The following is a 22,054-nucleotide window of genomic DNA, read 5'->3' on the forward strand; positions in this document are numbered from 1 at the left end:
TGATCAATTTTATCTTCTGCTTGCAAGCTATACAGTGCTTTATCCAATTCTTCCCTAGACAAAGGCGGTTGTAACTTTTGGCGCAAATGAAACAGTGGCAAATAGTTTTCTGTACCCAATTCCTGGTCTAAATCCTTGATGATTTGTAATATTTCTTCATTATTATGGGGATTGACTAGAGCGGGAGTCGAATTTCCATCTGATTCTGAGATTGTACTGGTTGAGTTTGGCAGCTGTTTCCGCAGGAAATCGATGTAATCCGCTAGCATGGTTTTAGACAAATTGATATTGCCACGACCAACGGGTTTATAATTAGTTAAGAGGTACTTAATACCTGTTTCAGTAATCCAAACATCTTTGAATTTAGTTTCTGCGACTGTGATATAACCCCGTTCTATCAAACTGTCCATGATTTCCTTGCGGGTCTTAGCAGGCTTGACGTTTGTCTTGGCGGGAGTAGTCGGTTCTGTTTCACAGGCTTTTAGAATTTTGCGTTCTTTCGTGCTCATTGGTACTTCAGCCTGATCTTGGTTTAGAAGTTCCTTGCCTGCATCAGTGATCTGAATTTTGGTGATTTCTTGATTAGACTCAATCAAATTGCGATCGCATAATGCCTGACAAATTCGATCTCGTTCACCCGCTGAGGTTTTAGAATTGGGTTTCGCTTCTGTAATCAATGCCCGATAATCCGGTTTGCTCAGTAGCTTCAGTAAAAATTTTAGTTGGCTGACTTCCAGTTCAATAGCTTCCATGTTGATTGTTGTTACCTCACGTTTGTTCAAGATTAACCTATCTCTATTCCCTATAACCACGTAGTAGTTAAAGATTTTCGCAATAGATTCTACTGTCAGCCCTCAGCGGACGGGCGCTGAGCCCTCAACTATTAGCTCTGAGCAGAATTATTATTATATAAGCCTTTCGGTACTTTTCAATAGTATCTTTATTTCCGTGGTGCCTTACTAGGCTCAATCCTTACCGATATTAGACTTATCTCAAGTCTGGTTGAATACCCATAATTAAGGGTGGGCGGGGATGGTAGGGAGGCGCTAGAGGTCTGGGGAGATAGGGATATGGGGAGATAGGGAAATTTTTATTAAGCGATGCAGCGCGGTCTTGGGGGTTTCCCCCATGAGCGACTGCATCAAGACAGAGTAATTATCGTAAGATAATATTAGCTGAAGGTCGCGACTAGATGGGTATTCAGGGAAAACCCTCAAAACGCTGATACCCGAAATGCTGATAGCTGACGACCGAACCGAAACCATTCAGCTATCAGCCCTCAGCATTACGTCACAGGCATTAAGCCTGTGCCACAAAGCATCTCAAGTAGCGTGGTCCAAAGGCCAAGACTGATAGCACCTCAAGTAGCGTGTGCGTAGCACATAAGCTGAATGCTAAGCTACAGTCAATTTTCTTACCCCTACTCCCGTCTTGATTATTGCGCGAGTGGGGGAAAGCACGGCAGTTGCTCATGGTTTGTTCGCGTTCGCCTTTGGCGTGGCCGTAGGCCAAGTTACCGTAAGACAGGCTCGCCTTGTCAGCCATGCAAAGCGCGAGTGGGGGAAACCCCCTGTTCCCTTGCTGCATCGCTAATCAATAAGTTTTACCCCTTTTCTGCATAGCCTACCAACCATAAAGGCTCAACGTAATCAGGTTTCGTCTCCGGGGGGAACCCCCTTTGGCGGCACTGGCTCCCCAAGACCGCGCTGCATCCCTACTCCCTATTCCCTATTCCCTATTCCCCTAATAACGTCGAGTTTTCTGAACCCCGTAAACTAGTCCTGTACCAATCGATAACAATATCAATAGCCACAGGATACCACCAGGAAGAAAGGTAAGAATACCAAAACCTCTGAGCAAGTAAACCATAACGGTGATAGCGAGAAGAGCCCCAAAAAAGTAGGCAATTATTAAAGTTTCAGATTGAGAAGGGGAACTCATATAGTATTTTTAGTTTAGTTGTGAACAGATCACGAAAGGCAAGAGGCAAGAGGCAAGAGGCAAGAGTTAAAAAAAACTGTGTACCTCAGGTGCGACCCCTAAGGAAAGGCAAGAGGCAGAGGCAAAAGGCAAGAGTCAATCAAGTATAGAATGATTTTGGCCGACTGCATCGCTTTTTCCAATTCATTTATAAATGCTAAGGGCGTTTGTCGCAGTTATGAGGTACACTCTTCTTTGAAGATGATTCCCTTAAAATCTTCATTAGTCTTGCCTTTTGCCTTTTGCCTTTTGCCTTTTGCCTTAAAAGTATCAGATTTTTACTCATGGCAATTGGACTGGCTATATCAATAATCAGTTATCACTAAAATTACTAAACATAGAGTTGGCTAAAATAGCTGCTTGAGTGCGATCGCGTACATTCAACCGACTCAAAATATGAGTAACGTGGTTTTTGACGGTCTTCTCAGAAATATACAACGTCTGAGCAATCTCTCGGTTGCTAGCACCGGTAGCAATTAGCCGTAAAATCTCCTGCTCTCTAGGAGTTAGTTCATCCCAACCCGGAGGTGGACTTGGAGTTGGGTCTCGCATTTGAGTAGCGACTTTTTTGCCTATACCAGGACCTAACTGAGTATACCCTTTTTGCACCGCTCGAATTGACTGGGCTAATTCTTCGGGAGGGGTATCCTTCAGCAAATATCCGGCTGCTCCCCATTGTATGGCTTGGGTAACGTACTGGTCATCATCAAAGGTAGTTAGTACTAATACCTTTGTATCCGGGAATTGCTGACAAATTTCCCGAGTTGCAGCGACGCCATCCATGACAGGCATCCGAATATCCATCAGTATAACATCTGGCTGTAACGTTTTTACCAGACTAATTGCCGTTTCTCCATTCTCGGCTTCACCGACTACCTGTAAGTCTTCTTCTAACTTCAGCAAGGCTTTTAATCCACGCCGAATTAGACTTTGGTCATCTACGAGTAAAATACGAATCATCATCAAGGATGAATTATATAATAGTTGTCAATTCGGTCTTATTTTTAGGGAGTAGGGAGTAGGGAGTAGGGAGTAGGGAACAAAACTAATCACAATGCGTCTCTAATTTCTAGATAAGCGCGTTGGTATTTGAGCTCTAAACCTGTATGATATTTTTTTTGGGGACAATAAAACTCCTGATATATTTTACCTCTTGCCTCTTGCCTCTTGCCTCTTGCCTTTGCCTGCCATACCTGTGTTCACAACCGATGATACAAACGCGCTTACCTTAAACCTTTGGTAAAGGAAAATGAGCAATAATTTTGCAGCCAGCTCCTGGTGCTGTCTCAATTTTAAAGGTTCCTCCTAAGGCTTGGGTGCGTTCTCGCATTCCTTGTAAACCAAAACCGGTTGTGTTCTGGTTTAGGGAAAATCCAATACCATTGTCTTTAATAATTAATTGTAAATCTGTTGCTGTCTTAATTTGGATGTATACTTCAGTAGGTTTAGCATATTTAAAGATATTTGTCAATCCTTCTTGGACAATACGGTAAACTGCGATTTTGATGTCAGCAGGGATTGAACGCTTTAAGTTAAGATGGTATGAAGGTGAGATAGCTGTGGACTTTTGGAAGTCCTCGATTAGGGATGCGATCGCATTTTCTAGAGATTGCTCTTGTAACGGATTTAAACGCAAGGAAGCAACGGATTGACGTACATCCTTTAGAGCAGTTTTCCCGAGTTGTTTCGCTTCTAGAATAAATTCTTTGGCTTCATCCGGGTCAGATTGTAATAGTCTTAAAGCCGCTTCTAGGTGTAAATTAAATACCGTTAACGAATGTCCTAAAGAGTCATGAATTTCCCGAGCAATACGGTTACGTTCTTGCAGCGTAGCAATATCTTCAATGCGGAGGGCATAGTGACGCAGTTGAGCATTAGCCTTAGCCAGCTCTTCCCGACTTTTTCGTTCTGATAGTACAGCATCCACTAATAGCTGCAAAACGATTAAGACCAATACAAATATAAAGACAGAAGTCAATAAGATAAATAGTAATCGCTCTGGAATCAACCCTGTTGGTGGTGCTCTGAACACAGGAGGTGGTCTAAAGGGAGGACGATGCCTCAGACCATGATGCTGAAATCGCACCATTTGCTTCATTAGAAATAATATAACCGCAAATCCAGTCATCATTAAGCGACCTTGGAACTCGAAGATAAAACAGTTGCGAACAACTAATATAATTAACATTAATTGCAACAGCCGAATATGTCCCACTATGGATGCTAAAACAATTACCCCAATTTCGGCAGCGCTGTAAAGTATCTTATAAATAGGCTTATTTGTTGGTAATCTCAATCCCATTAACCCAAATACTGCCAGGCAAACTAGATTGAGTAGTGGAGACCTAGGTAGCATGGGAAAGGGAAGTTTTAGTAATTCCACCAAAGCGGTAATAATCAGCAGTATCCACTCCAGGTAGAGCAAAAATCGAATGGGGTGGTTAGTAATTTGAATCGGATGGCGCATTAACGATTGTTGTAAACAACCAATAACAAACAACCAATAACCTTAATCCATGTGTCAAAGGTAATGCAAGACCCATTGGTCATCTCTAGCCCAGGACTAAAGTCCTAGAGGAATTCAGGTCTTTTGCCTCATGTGGTTTCGCCCTCCCCGTTTTTAGGATAGAGACATCAAACAGAAATCAGCTCACTTCCAAACAGTTAGAAAGAAAGACAAGTGAACATCATGAACATCAAACGCTTTTCTCTACTGGCAGGTATCGCAGCAATTACCCTCACTAGTTTTCCCATGGCAGTTAATGCCCAAGAACTTCCTCCATTTTTATCTAATCTGAACATCACTGACCAGCAAAAAGAGCAGTTTGAGGACATCATTAACAATACTGACTCCAAAATTGAGGATATTCTCACTCCCGATCAACAACGGCGCTTTCAAACTATAAAAGTGCTCCGCCGTCAACTGAAAGACGCAAGGGAAGGTCTGAATCTCTCCGAAGAGCAGTTAAAGCAAATGCAAGACATTAACAGGTCAGCACGATATGAGATGAGGGGTATTCTCACCGAGGAACAGCGCCAACAAATTCGTCAAGAAATAGGAGCATTTCGAGGTAAAGGCCCATTGAGACGGAGATTTTTCCAGAACTAGATTATCTCTTGGAATATAGCAATTCTACGACTTTTGAGGTACAAATATCTAGGTTTTAGGGAGCAGGGAGCAGGGATCAGGAAGCAGGAAGCAGGGAGCAGGGAGCAGGGAGCAGGGAGCAGGGAGCAGGTAATAGGTAATAGGTAATAGTGAAGAGTGAAGAGGGCAAAAATAATGTGTACCTCATAGCTACGATAAACGCTATAAAAAGTACTAAATCTCTTCATATAACTTATTAAAGGTACCCTTAACCTATTAATAATTAAATTTGCCACTGGTGGCACCTAATTGTTAAGTGTTAATTGATAAAATATTAACACTTAACAATTTTTTTTTATTACCAATTATCCGAACATGATATAGCAATTCTATATCCCATAAGGTAAAACTTGATCCCCCTAAATCTCTCACGGGGTGACAGTGAACCGACAAAGCAGAGCCGGTAAGGGTTATAGCAGAGCAGAGCTGTTTCATTCTAGCCAAAAATAAATAGATAGGGATAGGGAGATGGGGATAATTTTGAACGAATATTCGGGATTTTTTCAAAATTTATCGAACCATCCTCGAAGGCAGTTAACCAATTGTTAGTCATTGGAATTGTTGCTGCGCTAATGCAATAGTTTTTTTGGAAACTCTCAACTGAGGTGCTTTGGCTTAATGCGATTGACCTTTGGTCACGCTACGCGATCGCATTACTGTATCTAGTAATTAATACCTAAAATGTCATTTCTTGCATCTTCCCCAAAATTATGTTATATTAACAGTATCGTTAACGCAATGGTTAACTCCCCATGATGATTTCTACCGCACAAGCCGCTGATTTACTAGGTGTTTCCGCCACTCGCGTCCGTTACCTTCTGAGCAAAGGCAGAGTTAAAGGAGCCTATAAAGTGGGTAGAACTTGGGTGATTCCTCTGTTTGATGGCATGCCAGTAGTCACTCCCGGCACTCGCGGTCCCAAGCGGAACTGGTCAAAGCGCAGAGAGTACACTAAGGCTGTGATTCATGTTAACCAAAGGGTAATTCGCAACAATCTCAAGACAGGGGAGCGTAACCCTGTGATTACCGTAAAACGAGGCTCTCAAAACACTTATGGTCATACGGTGGAAGTCAATGGGCCGTGTAGAGTGATGTATCGCCCCGATGATCCCCTCAAATGTGGAGCAAGGGTGTGGATTGAGACTATTTCTGATTTTAAAGTAATTTGATTTGGTATAGCACTACGAATTAAGCTTAGGACATTTATAAAAGCTGAAACGCTGTTTTAGTAAACTTTTGCCTCTTGCCTCTTGCCTCTTGCCTTGTGCGTAGCGCTATAACAGCTACCTGACTAGACATCTACCTGATTAGACTAGGAAACGCTATACTCCAGAGAAACATCATCACTGGTATGGAAAAGACCAATTAAAGGATCAGGGAAGTCGGATGAAACGCTTTTATTTATATTCAAGTTTGTTGGTTGCTAGCTTCTTTCTACTATTGCTTGGGGAAGAGGGATTAGCACTTATTGTCAAAACCAATCGTCGATTGTCAGGTTTTTCGGTAGATAGTCGCAGCTATATTTATTTAGAAAGTGCTAGAAACCATGTCACAAAGGTTCCTACCGCCAAAATTCAAATTTTCGATGTAGCCACTAACGCTTGTGTCAAGAAGGGTTGTCTAGAAACTAACTATAACTACTCGGATTCCAATCTCACTCCTAAAGACGCTGAAGATAGCTTACTCAGGAAAACTCAAAGAATAAGACAGAGCTTAGGACTCAATCAACTAAAAGTAGGACTAAAACTGCCAATTATTGAGCGTTCCATTCAACCCAATGGCACTGAAACAGTTAAGGTCTTGGTGGATAAAGAAAAAGACCCACTAGAGATTCGTTTAGAACAAATTTATATTCCCTCGGTTTTGTCTGGAGGAATGTCTGATATAGACCGGGCTTCAATGCAGCTAGTCATTAATTACAATTATCGCCAACTCACCCTAGGTAAACTGAACAATTACCGTGAAGCTATCAGGAAATATTCGATCAGAGAAGTTCGCTTATCCCCCAATAGACAGAACATAGTTGTACTGATCAATCTCCACCAAGCCACCTATAACGCTGACTTTCAGACAACCTTCGTTCAGAGTTTTCCGATCTAAACTACTTTTGCCTTTTGCCTTTTGCCTTTTGCCTTTTGCCTTCTGCCTTCTGCCTTTTGCCTTTTGCCTTTTGCCTTTTGCCTTCTGCCTTTTGCCTTCTGCCTTTTGCCTTTTGCCTTTTGCCTTTTGCCTTTTGCCTTCTGCCTTCTAACAGCTTAGTGGTGAAGCGTACCATCAGGCATAATTGCCCCACTGATAAACGTATTGCTCAAATCAACATCACTCAGGTCTACGTCAGTGAGTTTAGTATCCTTAAGTTGTGCCCCATGGAGATTAGCACCACTTAGGGTAGCCTTGCTTAAGTCAGCACCAGTTAAATTTGCCCCTAACAGGTCAGCACCTGTCAAATTAGCCCCTGCCAAGTTTGCCTGACTTAGGTTTGCCCCCCAAAGGTCAGCTTGACTGAGATTAGCCCCACTGAGGTTAGCGTGACTAAGGTCAACTCCTCCTAAATTGGCTCCACTCAAATCTTTCCCTGATAGGGAAGCAACAGGCACAATGCAATATGCTCCCAACTTACTAGGGTCAAACCCTTCCGGAAATTGAGTAGTTTGGTTATAGAGCGATCGCTCAAATTTAGCATCTTCGAGATTAGCACAGCGCAGATCTGCACCAAGCAAATTTACCTTACTAAAGTTAGCTCCCCCCAGATCAGTGCCATTTAACTCTTGATCTGAAAATGATGCACCGGAGGCAATTAAGTAAGCTCCGTGTTGGCTGGGGTCAAACCCTTCTGGAAATCGAGTAGCTTGGTCGTAGAGCGCTCCGAGCAAATTGACTTCCTCCAGGTTAACCGAGTAAAGATCTGCCCCAAACAGGCTAACTTTACCCAAATCTGCCCTACTCAAGTCAGCTCCTCTGAGGTCAGCCCCCTGAAGATTTAGCCCACACAGAGACACATCCGGAGCAATTAGATATGCCCCATGGGCTGTGGGGTCAAAATCTTCAGGAAATTGAGTCTGTTGGTTATAAATTGCTCCTTTGAAGTTAACCGCTTCGAGATTAGTAGCGGACAGATCTACTCCAAACAAGTGAATTCTGCTTAAATCTGCTCCTCTGAAATCCGCGCCACTAACTAAGCTCAACCATAAGTCCGCTCCCCGCAAATCCGCTTCCTGTAGATCGGCTTCTCGTAGATCCGCTTCCCAGAATTGAACTCCTCTTAAATTGGCTTTCCTTAAATTAGCTCTAAGCAAAGATATACCAAAAAAGTGACCCTGACTCAGGTCAACTTGGGATAAGTCTGCTTCACTTAAGTCCACACCACTGAGATTTGACTGACTCAGGTTAGCCATTGGTAGAGATACACCAGGAGCAATTAAATGTCCTCCTGCCTTCACTGGGTCAAAATCTTCAGGAAACTGAGTGGTTTCGTCGTAGAGTATACCGCTCAGGGTTGCATTTAGAAGCTTAGCACCCTTGAGGTTTGCCCCCATCAGATTGGAGCCGCTTAAATTAGCTCCTCTTAGGTCAACATCCTGCAACTGAGCCCCAATTACGCAAGCACGGGTTAGATTAGCTTCTTTGAGATCAGCACCTTTGAGGTTAGTTTTCCAGAGGTCAGCTCTGGTCAAATTCGCACCCCTTAAATTGGTATCACTGAGATCTACCCCACTCAATTTAGCTTCCGTTAGTAAAGCCTCGGGGGCAATTAAATAAGCTCCTGCCTTGGTAGGGTCGAAATTTGGGGGAAACTGAGTGGAAAAATTGTATAGTGTAGTACGGAGGTTAGTTAAGTCTAGAATAGCCTCGCTCAAGTCTGCCTGACCCAGATTAGCACCACATAGAACAGCTTGAGTTAAGTTAGCTTCCCTCAAATTAGCTCCCCAGAGATCAGCACTACTGAGGTTAGTGCCAGTAAGAATTGCTTGACTGAGGTCGGCTCGCCATAAAATTACCCGTTCCAGGTTTACCTGGCTGAGGTTGACTTGACTTAAGTCAGCTCCACTAAAATCTCTTTCCCCAAGGGAATATTGTGACTGAATTTCATCAGTATTCATGTATCGTTCGTTAGTTTTAATTTAAAAATAATCAAAATTAATTATTAGATAATACCTCCGGTTCCCAATTCCAAATTACATACCCTTTATCGATATGAGTAATTACTATTTTATCGAGCTGATCAGCTACCTTAGACAAAATAGCGATAAGCTGTTCTTGAGTTTTTTCTAATCGTAAAAAACTGTAGTATTGACCATCAACGTTAATGGCTAATAAGCGTCTGCTTAAATGAGGTACCTTAATCCAGCAGATTTGGTAATCCTGACGGGATTTAATAATATGACTGGAGGATAATTCCAAATCCTGAAGGAGAGCAAGAGCAGGAACAGAGGAAGACCTCAGTTGAACTGAATTATTGTTTTGGGATTCAGGGTAAAACTTAAGTTGGTTGGCATTTATAGCCATCCCTTTAGTTTGAGCTACTCTATTGCGTTTAAACTCAATAACATTATTGCTATCAACAACACCATGGGGTTGTTGAACAGCAAACGATAGAGTGTTAGGAGGAGTTAGTCCTCGATACCGAAGCAAATCATCCCTCTGGGTAAGAGCTATTGCTGAAACATCCGGTTGGTATTCTGGAACATCTAGTTGCTCCTCTGGTTCGGATTCAGCTTGGTTGAGGGATTCGATCTCCTGGAGGCGTTGTCTGTTTTTTTCTCTGACTGATGCTTGGTATTTTTGCCATTGCCTTCCCACTTCAACAGTGCCAAGACCAGCTAACACACTCGCTAGGATGGCAACGCCAAGATAAGGAATTGCTAAATCCTTATGGTCTTCATGGAAGATGGGTTTAAGTTCGACATTTAAAAACGGTTTAACTTCAACAACGATTGGTTTTGATTTGTTGAAAACAAACGGTAAGGTCAAACTGGAAAATATAGTGCTGGAGATAACTACAGCTGGTAGTAAGATATTAATTAAGGGGTAATTGGTCATCGGTCATCTTCAACCGCTGCAAGCAAGAAATTGGGTAAAGCGATGCAGCATAGCTATGGGGGTAAACCCCCATGAGCAACTGCATCAAGAGATGAAGCTTGAATCTCCAACAAATGGAGCTTGACTCAAGCTTGACGATGGTGATCGGTTAAATTCCGGTAGTCTTGCTGCTTACTGAAGAGGGCGGCTTTGTTGCTAGCAAATCGCCTCAAAGCAGGTGATTTAATCAGGATATAATAATAAACGGTATATTATATCATTTAATACCAATTAAAGTATGTGGGGTCAGACCCACCATTAATTTTAGCAGCGGTCTCTGATAATATGTCAATTTAATTGACAATTTAATATATCTTAATATTTTAAGTCCAGAGCAAGAGTACTCAGCTTACGCCCTACACACACTGCTCTTGCCAGCACTGACCAGGGCATTGCTGACTATCGTTTGGGATATCAAGTAGAGTTGGGTCAGTTACCAATTACCCATGACCCATTACCAATTACCGATTACCTTTAATCATTCCACAATTGGGGAACGCTTTATTTTGCTCTAATTCTTTGCAAAACAGTAATGCCTAACAGCAAAATGATACCCCCTGTCGTGGCATAAATCACCCTAGGAGTCATATCTTGCAGTTTCATCGCTAGCCAGTTAGACACTAAGGTAATGCCCCAAAGGATAAGGGCGACATAGCGCTGGGAGAAACCAAAGGCTAGCAAGCGGTGATGTAGGTGGTCCTTACCTGGGGTAGTTAAAGGGTTTTTACCATTGATCAACCGCCGCACAAATACCTGAGTAGTATCTAGGACTGGCAATAGCAAAAATACTACTGGGGGGACTAGGGCAAATACCGTAGTCACTTTCAAAGACCCTAAAATGCTGCTGGCAGCTAGTACATAGCCGAAAAAGTACGCACCTGCATCTCCCATAATAATGTGGGAAGGATGGAAGTTATGGCGCAAAAAGCCAAGAGCTGATCCCCCTAGGGCTGCCAGCAGCAATGTTGCTGCGGCACGACTGGGAAACTGAGCTGAAACCGCTAACAGGCTCATAGCAGTAATAAAGCTGACCCCTGCCGCTAAACCATCCATCCCATCCATAAGGTTAATGGCATTAGTAATACCCACAACCCATAGAACCGTAAGTAACATGGAGAGTTGGACATCAATCGGAGTACCGAAAGTAGCTTTAATCCCTGCACCACTAGCCACTAACAAGAGGGCAGCAATAATTTGAACCGACAAGCGTACATAGGCAGGCAAACCAAATTGATCATCAATAAACCCTACCAGTACCAGAACCGAGCCCCCTAGGAGAATAGTCAGCACTTGAGCTAATACCCCTTCGATGACAATCGGTCTCAGGAGGGTAGCTAGTACCAGTGCAGCTACCACTCCGGTATAGATAGCTAAGCCTCCTGCATTGGGTAAGGGTTCTTGGTTAAGCCGTCGGGCATTGGGTTGGTCAGCCCAACCAACCTCTAGAGCAAACGAGCGTAAAGTTGGCATCAAGCATCTAGTCACTGCCCATGCCAATCCGAAAGTTAATATGACTGCCAACCAGCCACTTCCCCTAGGGTTGGCAATTCCGAGGGACTCTAGGAAGCCGTACACATCTATCTCCCAAGTCACGTCCAGACTGCAAAATTGTAATCGCTATGGATAATATTAAGCTCATCTTGTAAATAAGGTACATGGGTAGAAGCACATCAGCAGGAAAAAGCGATTACCACTTAGGGATTAGGGGTTTGGATTTTCCCCCTGAACTAACTCAATGTACTGACTATCGATCAGAAATGCTCCTCTAGAAAAGCGAACACCCCAGTATCCTCCTGGACGTCGGTCGAGGATTACTCCCTCTTCCCCAACTTTAATCACATCAGGAGGTCGTAACATGGGCATTGGTTCAGCAGTTTTGACGTAGCGTGGTAATGTAATTACTCTTACGCGATCGCCAACGTTAAAGTCTTGAGACATTGGTCAGTCAAAAAAGGTGATGGGCCTGGAGGTTGAAGGTTAACAGGTTGAATGTTGAAGGTTAACAGGTTGAAGGTTGAAGGTTAACAGGTTGAAGGTTGAAGGTTAACAGGTTGAATGTTGAAGGTTATGGGGTTGGAGGTTGAAGGTTAACAGGTTGAATGTTGAAGGTTATGGGGTTGGAGGTTGAAGGTTAACAGGTTGAATGTTGAAGGTTATGGGGTTGGAGGTTGAAGGTTAACAGGTTGAATGTTGAAGGTTATTGGTTGAAGGTTAACAGGTTGAACGCGCACGCGTGGCCTATTGGCCAAGGTTATGGGGTTGGAGGTTGAAGGTTATGGGGTTGAACGCGCACGCGTGGGTTATTGGCCAAGGTTATGGGGTTGAATGTTGTTCTTGCCCAGGCGTGCCTTGTAGTATAGGTTGGATGTTTTCTGGATTAACCTTCAACCTTCAACCTACCAACCTTCAACCTTCAACCTTCAACCTACCAACCTTCAACCTTCAACCTTCAACCTACCAACCTTCAACCTTCAACCTTCAACCTACCAACCTTCAACCTTCAACCTTCAACCTACCAACCTTCAACCTACCAACCTTCAACCTGTTAACCCTAGGGTGCTTGCCAAATACGCTGGTGGTATTTTTCCAAGTCTTGATAGGGATCTGGGGTATTGTGATTATGCTGGTGAGAGTGGTGGTGGTGATGGTCATGCCCGTGGTGATGGTGGTGGGAGTGTCCGTTGTCAGCACCATTATCAATGGCTGCTAGCCGGAACTTACACATCTCACAATTCATCTGCACTTGCCCCAACTGAGCCTCGATTTCTCGATCCCTGAGCACAGATAGCAGCTGAGGCTGAATTCCCATTTCTGGTAAACAGGTCAAGGGAATTTCTGGATAAAGTTTCTGCTGCTGAGCTGTGATATCAAAAATCTTTTTTACTAAAGCCCCGGTAAATAGGAAGTAAGGAAGTACTATAATATGCTTAGGTTGGTATAGTCGGGCGCGACGGAAGCCTTCTTCTAATCGAGGATGGGTAATGCCAATAAAGCAGGTTTCCACAGTTTTATAGCCACTGCCTTCCCAGAGCATGCGAGCCATTTTGTAGACATCACCATTAGCATCAGGGTCACTAGACCCACGACCAACAAATAGAAGTACTGTGTCTTTTCTTAAGGGTAAAGGTTGTTTTGTTGAAGGTTCTAGATTGGAAGCTTGAACCTTCAATTGGCTAACGGGTAACTCTGGTTGGAGTTGGTCAAGTTTGGCAAGCCGTTGCCGCCATAAATCCAGAATTCCAGTGGTAATTCCAAAATGACGCCCGTAGTGAAACTTGACTTGGGGGTATTTTGCTCTTGCCCGGTCTAACTCGTTAGTAACATCAAATTTATTGTGGCGAGCTGCAAACAGTAAAATCGGTAATACAGTTAGTTCTGTATAACCCTGCTGGACACAACTCTCTACTCCCTCTTGAATAGTTGGACCTGTTAGTTCTAAAAAACAAGGTACTACTGGTCGAGAATGGTTCAAGGTTTGATAGCTGTGGGCAAAATCTAGGAAAGTCTGACGCCCATCGGGGTCTCTAGTGCCGTGACCAACCATTAATAAAGGGCGTTTTAGCGGTAGGGGAGATAGGGACAATGACTCATCTGTGAGATCGATCTTCATACTTCATCCTTGATCATTCATAGCTCATACTTCTACGTAATACTTACATAATTAATTTTATAAAGGCTATTTTAGTGGTAGGCAGGTTAAGGACAATGACTCAGAGGTAACATCGATATTGCTCCTTTAGCCTTAATACTTCATGCTTTATTCTTAATACCTCATTTGTATAATGTCTTAATCTCTTGATTACCGACCCTTTACCTTATTGCCTTAAGGTAGGGAAAGTATCCACGCCTTGTTGCCCCTATGCACCAATTTTCGAGAGCAATTCTAGAGAGAAAGCAGCAAGAGCCAAAGGTTAAACGCCGATTGCATTTCTACGCTAGGGGTGAGCAGATCCCTCTAGTAGCACAGGGTGTTTGGGAGGTAGACGAGGGCCGAGTCCAGCTGAGTACCCTTTCCCCAGAAGGGGAGGAGATATGGTTAGGTTGGGCAGAGTCTTCTGCATTCTTTGGTAATTGGTTTTCTGTCCTGTCAAGTTATCAGGCAATCGCCCTATCTGATGTCCGTCTCAAATGGTATTCTTTAGCTGAAATCAACAATTCTCCCTATATAGCTCAAACTATCTTACCCCAACTAGTGCGTCGGATGCGACAGACAGAGATCCTGTTAGCAATCTCGGGTCAGCGCCGGGTTGAGGTACGCTTACCGAAAAAATTGGGTAATCGCGCCCCGTCCTTATAGGACGGCTTTATTTTTCAGCTAAAACTTGACAGTTTTCACAGAGCGTGTTATGATATTATTATAAATAAAAAACTAAAAAGCTAGATAAATACTATCTAAAAATAAGTAGGCAACGTAAAAAATATGTATCAGATGCATATTGCGTAATTTGGTCTAACGACTTAAACGTCTATGAAAAAAATTAGATTAAAAAAGTATCTATCTACATAAAAAAAAAGCGATGCAGAGGTGCGACCCGTGGCGAATTTAATTCTTAATGCGGAAAGCGCACCTAAGCCTTCACGCGGGGGTTTCCCCCACTGGCGCTTTGCATGGCTGACAAGGTACGGTGGGGCACACCGAAACCTGGGTCATAGACCCTCTACGCTTGGGGAGAGGAGACCTCTATTTTTCCTGGCTCCGGCCTGGTTGAACAAGTCATCTCGTTGAATCAAGAATCCCCGTCCTTCCAGGGCGGGGAGTGTCAAAAATGTGGCAGATTGGTGATAGGATTCTCACACTAACAGATATCTTGGGCTGAAACCAGAAAAGCGCGCCATAAAGTAAGTTAGCTATTCGGCTTATATTTTAGTTGCAGCCCCGATTAATTCCCCAAACCTACTCCCTAGGGGAGAGCGTCAATGTGCGCTAGTTCAGCCCATCTATCTGGAATGCTGATCACTTGTGTTCTTCAGGAGTAAGAGGCCTGTCTCTCGAAGCGATTTCAATTCCACCAGCAAACGGTCAACGACCAGCACGATTGGTCGTAGCGTTACACGGTTGGGGTGCTAATGCTCAAGCTGTGGCATCTCTAGTGCCATCGTTAAACTTGCCCAACACCCAATTTTTAATTCCCGATGCTCCTTTTAGCCACCCTCAGGTAACTGGTGGCAGAATGTGGTACGACTTGGCAAGAGACGACTATCGGGGATTAGAAGAAAGCGAAGAGCGCTTGAGCTACTGGCTCAATTCTCTCCAAGGTTTTACAGGTATTCCTTTGTCCTCCACAATTTTGTGTGGCTTTTCTCAAGGTGGGGCAATGGCTCTAGATGTAGGGTTAACCTTACCCCTGGCAGGTTTAGCCTCCTTGAGTGGCTATATGCATCGAACCCCTCAAAAGGTTGATTCATCGTTGCCGTCCATTTTAATTGTGCATGGTAGACAAGATACGGTTGTTCCTTTAAGTGCTGCTCACCGGTTACGAGATTATTTGCTCAATTTGGGAGCAGCAGTGCAGTACAGAGAATTAGATATGGGTCATGAGATTTCATTAGAGCTTTTAGAATTGCTCCGGGAATTTATTTTATTCAATAGATAGTGAACAGAGATGGTAAATATCCTAACTTCTCTGGAATACCTTTAAACTAGAAATAACATTATAAAAAACATTAATTGGGCAAAACACCTCAACTAACTATGAGTGTAGTTACTATACCTGTTGAAACAAGTCCCATAGTGTTGAAAATTCCGACTGCACTGGAGATAAATGATGACCTGTTCTTTGAATTTTGTCAGATTAACCGAGACTTACGGATTGAACGGACATCAGAGGGAGAAATAATTATTATGTCCCCAACTGGGAGTGAAACAGGGGGAAGAAATTTTGATCTGATCTACCATTTTGCTAAATGGGTTAAGCAGGATGGCACAGGTAAAGGTTTTGATTCATCCACTGGCTTCAAACTTCCCAATGGTGCTAATCGTTCCCCTGATGTAGCGTGGGTAAAACTGGAAAGATGGCAAAGGTTGACCAGGAAACAAAGACGACAATTTGCGCCTATCTGCCCCGATTTTGTGATTGAGCTATGTTCCCCCAATGACCGGGTGGAGGACCTCAAAAATAAAATGGAGGAATATATAGAGAATGGGGCAAGGCTGGGCTGGTTGATTGACCCTGATCATCGCCAGGTTTATATTTATCGCCCTGATGCATTAGTTGAGCAGCTAGACAATCCTAGTACCGTTAGTGGTGAATCGGTTTTACTTGGTTTTGTGCTGACGATGGCGGAAATTTGGCAAGGGTGAGTTTATATAAATTCTATGAACTGTGTTTAGTTGCCTTGTATTTGCTCAATTGTAGTTGCTCAAACCCTTGCTGTTAAAGCTTCCCCATTCCCAGTTGCCTGGTCTGATCAGTAATTCAGAGGCACAATAGTGGTGCTCAAACCATAACTACTGAGTAATTTCAGAACCCGATCAATATTTTCGAGGGTTGTGAACAATCCCGCTTGCATCACAGTTCTTCCTTCAAAGGAGGTCAGGAAAGAATCGGGAATTAGCGATCGCATTAAATCTTGTTGCTGCTCACTCTCAGCATTTACCAAAATCCGGTAACCCTGACTGGGTAGAGCTGAAGTAGGATTATTCCCTTGAGGTCCCCTTTGTTCCGAGTTTGATTGGGTACTTGTAGAAAACACTGGAATTGAGCTACCTGAATTGGAGCTAGCACTAGTATTTTGATTACTAGTATTTTGATTAACCGGTGTAGTGATCTGACTAGACATTGACATCATAACGTTAACGTCCTCAGTCGAGGCTGCTGCCGGTGTTGGTTTTGACCTGTTACTTGACGCATCAATCACTTCCTGTGACGGTGAAGCTGGAGTAAAACTGCTAGAATCCTCTCCTGGTTTGGCTGGAGATGTTGGTTCCTCAAAAGATGACTGCTCCTGATTTTGAATAACTTTCAGAGTCAGGGGTGTCAGGGGTTCAGAATGTGAACGTTGAGTCCTAGCATCAGAAGGCTGTTGGGTTTGAGAGGTTTGCTGACTCTCAGTTTGGGACCTTGCTGCTGGTCTAGAAGATTCAGTACTTGCAGAATTATTTAGTGCTGCGTCTTTGGCGATGTTATCAGTCGAGGTAGATGCCTGAGGCTCCAAACTTGATGGAACGGGAAATGAAGCTGCTGAGACCTGAGCAGATGTCGATTCCTTTGTAGGTTCCTTCTCGGCAGGGGGTTGGGATGGGACGACTTGGCTGGGGGTGCTGGAATTCTCCTGAGAATTAGGCGTAGTCTTCTGTGAGTGATTAGAGTTCTCTGCCATAACAACGGCTTGGTTGTCAGAACCATCAGAAGTACTAGCTGGTTTACTAACAGCTGGTTTACTAACAGCTGTTGTTTCAAGCTTCGACTCTTGAATGATCTCCTTTTCAGTTTTCCCTGAATTAACCTCACTGTTAGTTTCCTTTTCTAGCTGATTACCAAAAGCAATCACAGTAGGCTCAGACTCCTGATTGTTAATGTCAAACCGCCCATTCCCTCGAAATATATTATTTAATTTATTGTTTAATGTATTGTTTGTTGATTCTGGTGAATTTCCCCAATCCGGATTAGCTCCGACCTTGAGTACTAATCCATCCAGTTGGGAATTTTCAATCAGGTTATTATGGAAAAATGGTTGAGCCTTGGTTTCAACCACTACCCCATTTATATTGCCAGTGATACGATTATTAACAATATGAGGTGCAACGTTTTCGGCAATGAGAATTCCTAAGTCATTATTTTCAAATACATTGTCATCCACTTGAGTGTTTGAGGTTCCGTAAATGCTGAGCGCATTTCCTTGATTCTTGTAGAAGTAGTTACTGCGAATTGTTGGTGTACTATTTCCCTCCACAGCAATCCCACTTTTGGTATTCCCAGTTAAGGTATTGTCTTCCACTAAAACCGAACCGACTTCCAGCCACAAACCATAACCTTCTGGATTAGTATTGTTAAGGGTCACACCAGAAATAATCGTTTGGTCAGCACCTACGATTAGAACATCGTGACTAGCAGCCGTGGAACTAACAAAGGTACCACCGCCGCGAATCACCACATCGTGACCTCTAGTGCGGGGGTTGCCCTGTAGCTTGATACCGGGTTTCAGAAGTAGAGGGAAGGTTTCACCCATCTCACTGCTGTAGATACCGCTAGAGAGTACAATCACAGTATTGGGCTGGGCAGCTTGTAGCGCCTGAGTGATAGTTTTCAAAGGTGAATCCTGGGTGCCATCACCACTAGTGTCGTTGCCGGTAACTGGGTTTACAAACAAAAATTTTCTTTCTATGGTAAGATCCAGGTTTCTTGCCCTATCATCCTGAGTTGATTGGGCTAAAGCCGTGGTTCCTCCTAATCCTAGTGGCACCATTCTTGAAGGGATAGCTTGGCTGATGATGCTAAAGGTTAATCCCAGCAAAATCGTTTTCACTGGTAACCCAAGATCAAAGCCTCTAGGCTGATGTTGGTGATGCTGGTAATGGCAATGGGAATGAGCGGAAATAGGTAATTCTATAGTGTTAATTCTGATAAAACTCATGGCTGTTATCCGAGGGTACGATGTTGAGGAAGATGACATAACAGTTTAGTTGAATGTCAAGCTTGATCGTATCCATAAACTAGGATAGTTGTAATCTATTTGTAATCATTTATCACTTGAAATGTGTCCGTTGCTAAAGGTTACTGACCACAGAAACAAGCTTTCCATCCACTGTTAGGATAGATAATAATGGAGTAGTTAGTAATGGATGACCAAAAGAGCGGCATTATGAATCAAAAATCGGCGGTTTGCCGAATTTTGGATGCAAATTTAGACCGAGCTAGAGAAGGCTTGCGAATTATTGAGGAGTGGTGCCGCTTTGGTCTAAACAGCGCCCAGATGGCTGGGGAGTGCAAGGAAATGCGCCAGGAATTAGCCCGTTGGCACAGCTCGGAAATCAGGATCTTCCGAGATACCTCAGGGGATCCAGGGACTGGACTAACTCATCCCCAGGAAGAAAGACGTTCCAGCATTCAGCAGCTTTTACAGGCTAATTTGTGTCGGGTGCAAGAAGCACTACGGGTGTTGGAAGAATATGGTAAGCTATACGATGCTCAGATGGGGATCGCCTTTAAGCAGATGCGCTATCGGGTTTACAGCCTAGAAAGCAATTTACTGGGATATCAGCGTCATCAGTTGCTAGAGCGATCGCATCTGTATTTGATTACATCCTTGTCAGACCAGTGGTTTGCCAAAGTAGAGGCTGCCCTCCAAGGTGGACTAACCTTGGTACAGTACCGGGAAAAACAAGCAGATGATGGGGACAAACTGGCTGATGCTCAGAAACTGTGCCAGCTGTGCCATCACTACGGTGCTTTGTTTATTATGAATGACCGGGTAGATTTAGCTCTGGCAGTGGAGGCTGATGGGGTTCATATCGGACAACAGGATGTGCCAATTGCGTTAGCACGGCAGCTACTCGGCTCCCAGCGTATCATTGGTTGCTCGACTACTAACCCTGATGAACTACACCGGGCAATTGCTGAAGGGGCAGATTATATTGGTGTTGGACCGGTTTATGAAACCCCTACTAAACCCAATAAGCAAGCAGCTGGTTTGGATTATGTCAAGTATGCGAAAGAGCATGCTACAATTCCATGGTTTGCAATTGGGGGAATTGATCCAAACAATTTAAACTATGTCTTGGATGCCGGAGCTCAACGAGTGGCAGTTGTCCGGGGGATAATGGAGGCGGAACAACCGACTCTAGTTACTCAATATTTTCTGTCCCAGCTAAAACGAGAACACACTCTTCGATCTCTTGAAGCTGGCGTTTCTAAACCCTAATGTCAGAAAACTAGATAATAGTTAGACATGTTAGGTAATAAGTAATGGTTACTAATTGTTAATAGCTTGGTGGTGAATATTCGTTCATGATTTATAACAACACAACTCAAATTACCCTTGAAGTTAATGGTGAATCCCGGAGCTGCTCTTGTGACACTAAACTACCCCAGCTATTAGAACAGCTAGGATTAAATCCGCGCCTGGTGGCGGTAGAATATAATGGTGAAATTCTCCATCGGCAGTTTTGGGACCAGACTCAAATGCAGGAGGCAGACAAGCTCGAAATTGTCACTATTGTCGGCGGCGGTTGAGATACTCTTAAACCGGGATAAATCGGGGCAAGCCCGGTACCACGGGTCAAGGTGCAATCTGTTGTTGCCCGAGTGAGGAGTGGTCGTACAGCAATTGGAGTCAAGCCTCCCGGAGACGAAACCTTAGAATAAGGCAGCCTTAATCATAAAGTTTTAACCCTTTTACCCATAGCCGACAAACCATAAAGGCTGCCTTATTCTTACGGTAACTTCTAACCACTCATCTTTCTGGGCGCTCCTTATATCTCGATAAGGAGTTCCTTGAAAGCCCGAATTTTGCTATGTTTAAAGTCAAGCCATCCAAGCTCAACCGCATCAGCTAGACTCAGTCCCATACCCTTCAAGAAACGCGCGGTACGACGCAGCAACACTGTTTGAACCTCGGTTTTGCTCATGTACCGGGAAATCTCGAAGTCTGTACCTCGATCCTTGATGTTTTTAGCAGCATTGTGGTCAGCCTGCAACACGACCCCATTAAATCTGGTAAAACTGTCCCCGCTCCTTTTACCCAATAGGGTTCCAGTCACGGAGTCAACTTGCGACGTGTAACTAGGCTGGACTTCTGTGACAACCGACCCAGTCCAATTAGCCCATTTCTGCAAGGACTTCCGCATCTGTCCTTTCATCCAACTATTGAGCTTGCGAGACATGGCCTTGGACTGGCGTTTGGTCCTAATTGGTTGTGTTAAATCTTCTGCAAATACCTTTAATGATTCTCCTTTGAAAAGAGACTTAGAAGCAGCTCCTATTATCGCTGTGAGTTCTGATTGATTTCTTCTGTATCGGCGATTCTCTGTTTTTCTGGCAAGGTTATTTTCTAGGATTCGAGCCGACTTAGCTGGGTCTATCTTTTCTAATTTTCTATGAAGTGCCCAGAGTTTTCCTCGGTTGCGATTTTTGGCACATATACGATGGCCAAAAGGCCACGCTACGCGAACAGATTTTTTGGTTGCTACTTTGCCCAGGTTTTTCCCGTGCGCTCGGCCATCTGAATCATAGAAAGCCTCGGTGTATCCCTTGTCTACTCCAATGGTTCGGCGGTCGGCAGGAATCTCTACAGTTCCATAATCTACTAAAAAATGAATTTCAAACCTTTGTAGCAGATGATTAGAAATTAGCCTAATCTGTCCTTTGATTTTTCGATTAGACCTAACAACTATCCTGTTTCTTTTTCCTCTCTTTAGTCCAGCCAATTCCAATTGATAAGTGTTACGGGAAAGTCGCTTACAGCTGTAACCTACTTGTTGATAGACTATTTGATTCTTGACCGAGGAATGTCCTCGTTGAAACTCCTTCCTTACAAGCCTATGCAGTAATGGGCTGTCCAGAAAAGCCAAGGTCTTGAGCTGTTTACAAAGCTCTTTTCTGGTCTTTTGGCCGTCCTTACCTGGAAACCTTTTGTATATTTTCTTGATTACCGCGTCGGTACAAGCTGCCTGCTGAGCTGCAATAGCTTTCGCTACATCATTGATAGTCCAATCCATCAATTTAGCAGGCAAGCCCAGGCTGTCGGGAGTTCTGAAACTTTTCACTTCCGGAATTGCCTTTTTATTACGGTCGATGTCCGGTATTACCCGATGCACCTCCGCTCCAAAGCCGTACGTGAAGCTTTCACCTCATACGGCTCCTAGGTTCTCCTTCAACCTTTCGGCTTGCAGTCATCTTGTGACGTGCT

The 22,054-nt window shown here is 43.7% G+C and carries 21 protein-coding genes; 9 read left to right on the forward strand and 12 right to left on the reverse strand.

Going from position 1 to position 22,054, the window contains the following annotated elements:
* Positions 1-782: hypothetical protein (locus F6J99_RS21295; protein WP_293115068.1), on the reverse strand; the 782-nt coding region annotated here is incomplete at its 3' end.
* Positions 783-1,446: 664 nt separating this feature from the next.
* On the opposite strand from F6J99_RS21295, the gene F6J99_RS21300 reads away from it, so the two are divergent.
* Positions 1,447-1,593 (forward strand): hypothetical protein, encoded by a 147-nt coding sequence (locus F6J99_RS21300; protein ID WP_293115070.1) that lies wholly within the window; start codon positions 1,447-1,449, stop codon positions 1,591-1,593.
* A gap of 150 nt (positions 1,594-1,743) precedes the next feature.
* Here F6J99_RS21300 and F6J99_RS21305 read toward each other — a convergent pair whose 3' ends face one another.
* The 3 genes from F6J99_RS21305 to F6J99_RS21315 all read right to left on the reverse strand — a co-directional run bounded on the left by F6J99_RS21305 (position 1,744) and on the right by F6J99_RS21315 (position 4,447).
* Entirely contained in the window at positions 1,744-1,941 is a 198-nt protein-coding gene (locus tag F6J99_RS21305; RefSeq protein WP_070390768.1) for a hypothetical protein, read from the reverse strand.
* Between the two features lie 351 nt (positions 1,942-2,292).
* On the reverse strand, positions 2,293-2,940 hold the full coding sequence (locus F6J99_RS21310; RefSeq protein WP_293115099.1) for a response regulator transcription factor: 648 nt from the start codon (positions 2,938-2,940) through the stop codon (positions 2,293-2,295).
* Between the two features lie 268 nt (positions 2,941-3,208).
* The gene (locus F6J99_RS21315) at positions 3,209-4,447 is read right to left on the reverse strand and encodes a sensor histidine kinase (protein ID WP_293115072.1); all 1,239 of its coding nucleotides are present in this window, start codon (positions 4,445-4,447) and stop codon (positions 3,209-3,211) included.
* A 222-nt stretch (positions 4,448-4,669) separates the two neighbouring features.
* Between F6J99_RS21315 and F6J99_RS21320 the strand changes: the two genes are divergently transcribed.
* From F6J99_RS21320 to F6J99_RS21330, 3 genes are all read left to right on the forward strand, one after another.
* The gene (locus F6J99_RS21320; protein ID WP_293115074.1) at positions 4,670-5,089 is read left to right on the forward strand and encodes a hypothetical protein; all 420 of its coding nucleotides are present in this window, start codon (positions 4,670-4,672) and stop codon (positions 5,087-5,089) included.
* A gap of 791 nt (positions 5,090-5,880) precedes the next feature.
* The gene (locus F6J99_RS21325) at positions 5,881-6,297 is read left to right on the forward strand and encodes a helix-turn-helix domain-containing protein (protein ID WP_075895848.1); all 417 of its coding nucleotides are present in this window, start codon (positions 5,881-5,883) and stop codon (positions 6,295-6,297) included.
* Positions 6,298-6,514: 217 nt separating this feature from the next.
* Positions 6,515-7,228 carry a DUF2259 domain-containing protein gene (locus F6J99_RS21330; RefSeq protein ID WP_293115076.1) on the forward strand — a complete coding sequence of 238 codons (714 nt, stop codon included), beginning with the start codon at positions 6,515-6,517 and terminating at the stop codon, positions 7,226-7,228.
* Between the two features lies 1 nt (position 7,229).
* Here F6J99_RS21330 and F6J99_RS21335 read toward each other — a convergent pair whose 3' ends face one another.
* The 6 genes from F6J99_RS21335 to F6J99_RS21360 form a co-directional block, all read right to left on the reverse strand.
* Positions 7,230-7,403 carry a hypothetical protein gene (locus tag F6J99_RS21335; RefSeq protein ID WP_293115078.1) on the reverse strand — a complete coding sequence of 58 codons (174 nt, stop codon included), beginning with the start codon at positions 7,401-7,403 and terminating at the stop codon, positions 7,230-7,232.
* The gene (locus tag F6J99_RS21340) at positions 7,384-9,228 is read right to left on the reverse strand and encodes a pentapeptide repeat-containing protein (RefSeq protein WP_293115080.1); all 1,845 of its coding nucleotides are present in this window, start codon (positions 9,226-9,228) and stop codon (positions 7,384-7,386) included. The genes F6J99_RS21335 and F6J99_RS21340 overlap by 20 nt, the downstream gene beginning before the upstream one ends.
* Positions 9,229-9,265: 37 nt before the next feature.
* Complete coding sequence (locus tag F6J99_RS21345) at positions 9,266-10,168, reverse strand: TetR family transcriptional regulator (RefSeq protein ID WP_293115082.1); 903 nt, start codon at positions 10,166-10,168, stop codon at positions 9,266-9,268.
* Positions 10,169-10,708: 540 nt separating this feature from the next.
* Positions 10,709-11,800, reverse strand: coding sequence for an MraY family glycosyltransferase (locus F6J99_RS21350; RefSeq protein WP_293115084.1), 1,092 nt, complete (start codon positions 11,798-11,800; stop codon positions 10,709-10,711).
* A gap of 108 nt (positions 11,801-11,908) precedes the next feature.
* The gene (gene sipA, locus F6J99_RS21355) at positions 11,909-12,145 is read right to left on the reverse strand and encodes a regulatory protein SipA (protein ID WP_070390761.1); all 237 of its coding nucleotides are present in this window, start codon (positions 12,143-12,145) and stop codon (positions 11,909-11,911) included.
* A gap of 613 nt (positions 12,146-12,758) precedes the next feature.
* On the reverse strand, positions 12,759-13,817 hold the full coding sequence (locus F6J99_RS21360; RefSeq protein WP_293115086.1) for a sirohydrochlorin chelatase: 1,059 nt from the start codon (positions 13,815-13,817) through the stop codon (positions 12,759-12,761).
* Between the two features lie 249 nt (positions 13,818-14,066).
* Between F6J99_RS21360 and F6J99_RS21365 the strand changes: the two genes are divergently transcribed.
* The 3 genes from F6J99_RS21365 to F6J99_RS21375 all read left to right on the forward strand — a co-directional run bounded on the left by F6J99_RS21365 (position 14,067) and on the right by F6J99_RS21375 (position 16,508).
* Entirely contained in the window at positions 14,067-14,504 is a 438-nt protein-coding gene (locus F6J99_RS21365; protein ID WP_293115088.1) for a hypothetical protein, read from the forward strand.
* Between the two features lie 685 nt (positions 14,505-15,189).
* Positions 15,190-15,801, forward strand: coding sequence for an alpha/beta hydrolase (locus F6J99_RS21370; protein ID WP_293115101.1), 612 nt, complete (start codon positions 15,190-15,192; stop codon positions 15,799-15,801).
* 98 nt (positions 15,802-15,899) lie between these two features.
* Positions 15,900-16,508, forward strand: a complete 609-nt coding sequence (locus tag F6J99_RS21375; protein ID WP_293115090.1) for a Uma2 family endonuclease — start codon at positions 15,900-15,902, stop codon at positions 16,506-16,508.
* Between the two features lie 107 nt (positions 16,509-16,615).
* On the opposite strand, the gene F6J99_RS21380 is transcribed toward F6J99_RS21375, so the two are convergent.
* The gene (locus F6J99_RS21380; RefSeq protein ID WP_293115092.1) at positions 16,616-18,781 is read right to left on the reverse strand and encodes a DUF1565 domain-containing protein; all 2,166 of its coding nucleotides are present in this window, start codon (positions 18,779-18,781) and stop codon (positions 16,616-16,618) included.
* A 204-nt stretch (positions 18,782-18,985) separates the two neighbouring features.
* Between F6J99_RS21380 and F6J99_RS21385 the strand changes: the two genes are divergently transcribed.
* Both F6J99_RS21385 and thiS read left to right on the forward strand, forming a co-directional pair.
* Positions 18,986-20,068 (forward strand): thiamine phosphate synthase, encoded by a 1,083-nt coding sequence (locus F6J99_RS21385; RefSeq protein ID WP_070390756.1) that lies wholly within the window; start codon positions 18,986-18,988, stop codon positions 20,066-20,068.
* Between the two features lie 86 nt (positions 20,069-20,154).
* Positions 20,155-20,379: a sulfur carrier protein ThiS gene (gene thiS / locus F6J99_RS21390; RefSeq protein WP_293115095.1), complete on the forward strand. Its 225-nt coding sequence runs from the start codon at positions 20,155-20,157 to the stop codon at positions 20,377-20,379.
* A 239-nt stretch (positions 20,380-20,618) separates the two neighbouring features.
* Here thiS and F6J99_RS21395 read toward each other — a convergent pair whose 3' ends face one another.
* Positions 20,619-21,962 (reverse strand): zinc ribbon domain-containing protein, encoded by a 1,344-nt coding sequence (locus F6J99_RS21395; protein WP_293115097.1) that lies wholly within the window; start codon positions 21,960-21,962, stop codon positions 20,619-20,621.
* Between the last annotated feature and the right edge of the window lie 92 nt (positions 21,963-22,054).

Source organism: Moorena sp. SIO4G3, from assembly GCF_010692305.1.
Lineage (GTDB): Bacteria > Cyanobacteriota > Cyanobacteriia > Cyanobacteriales > Coleofasciculaceae > Moorena > Moorena producens_A.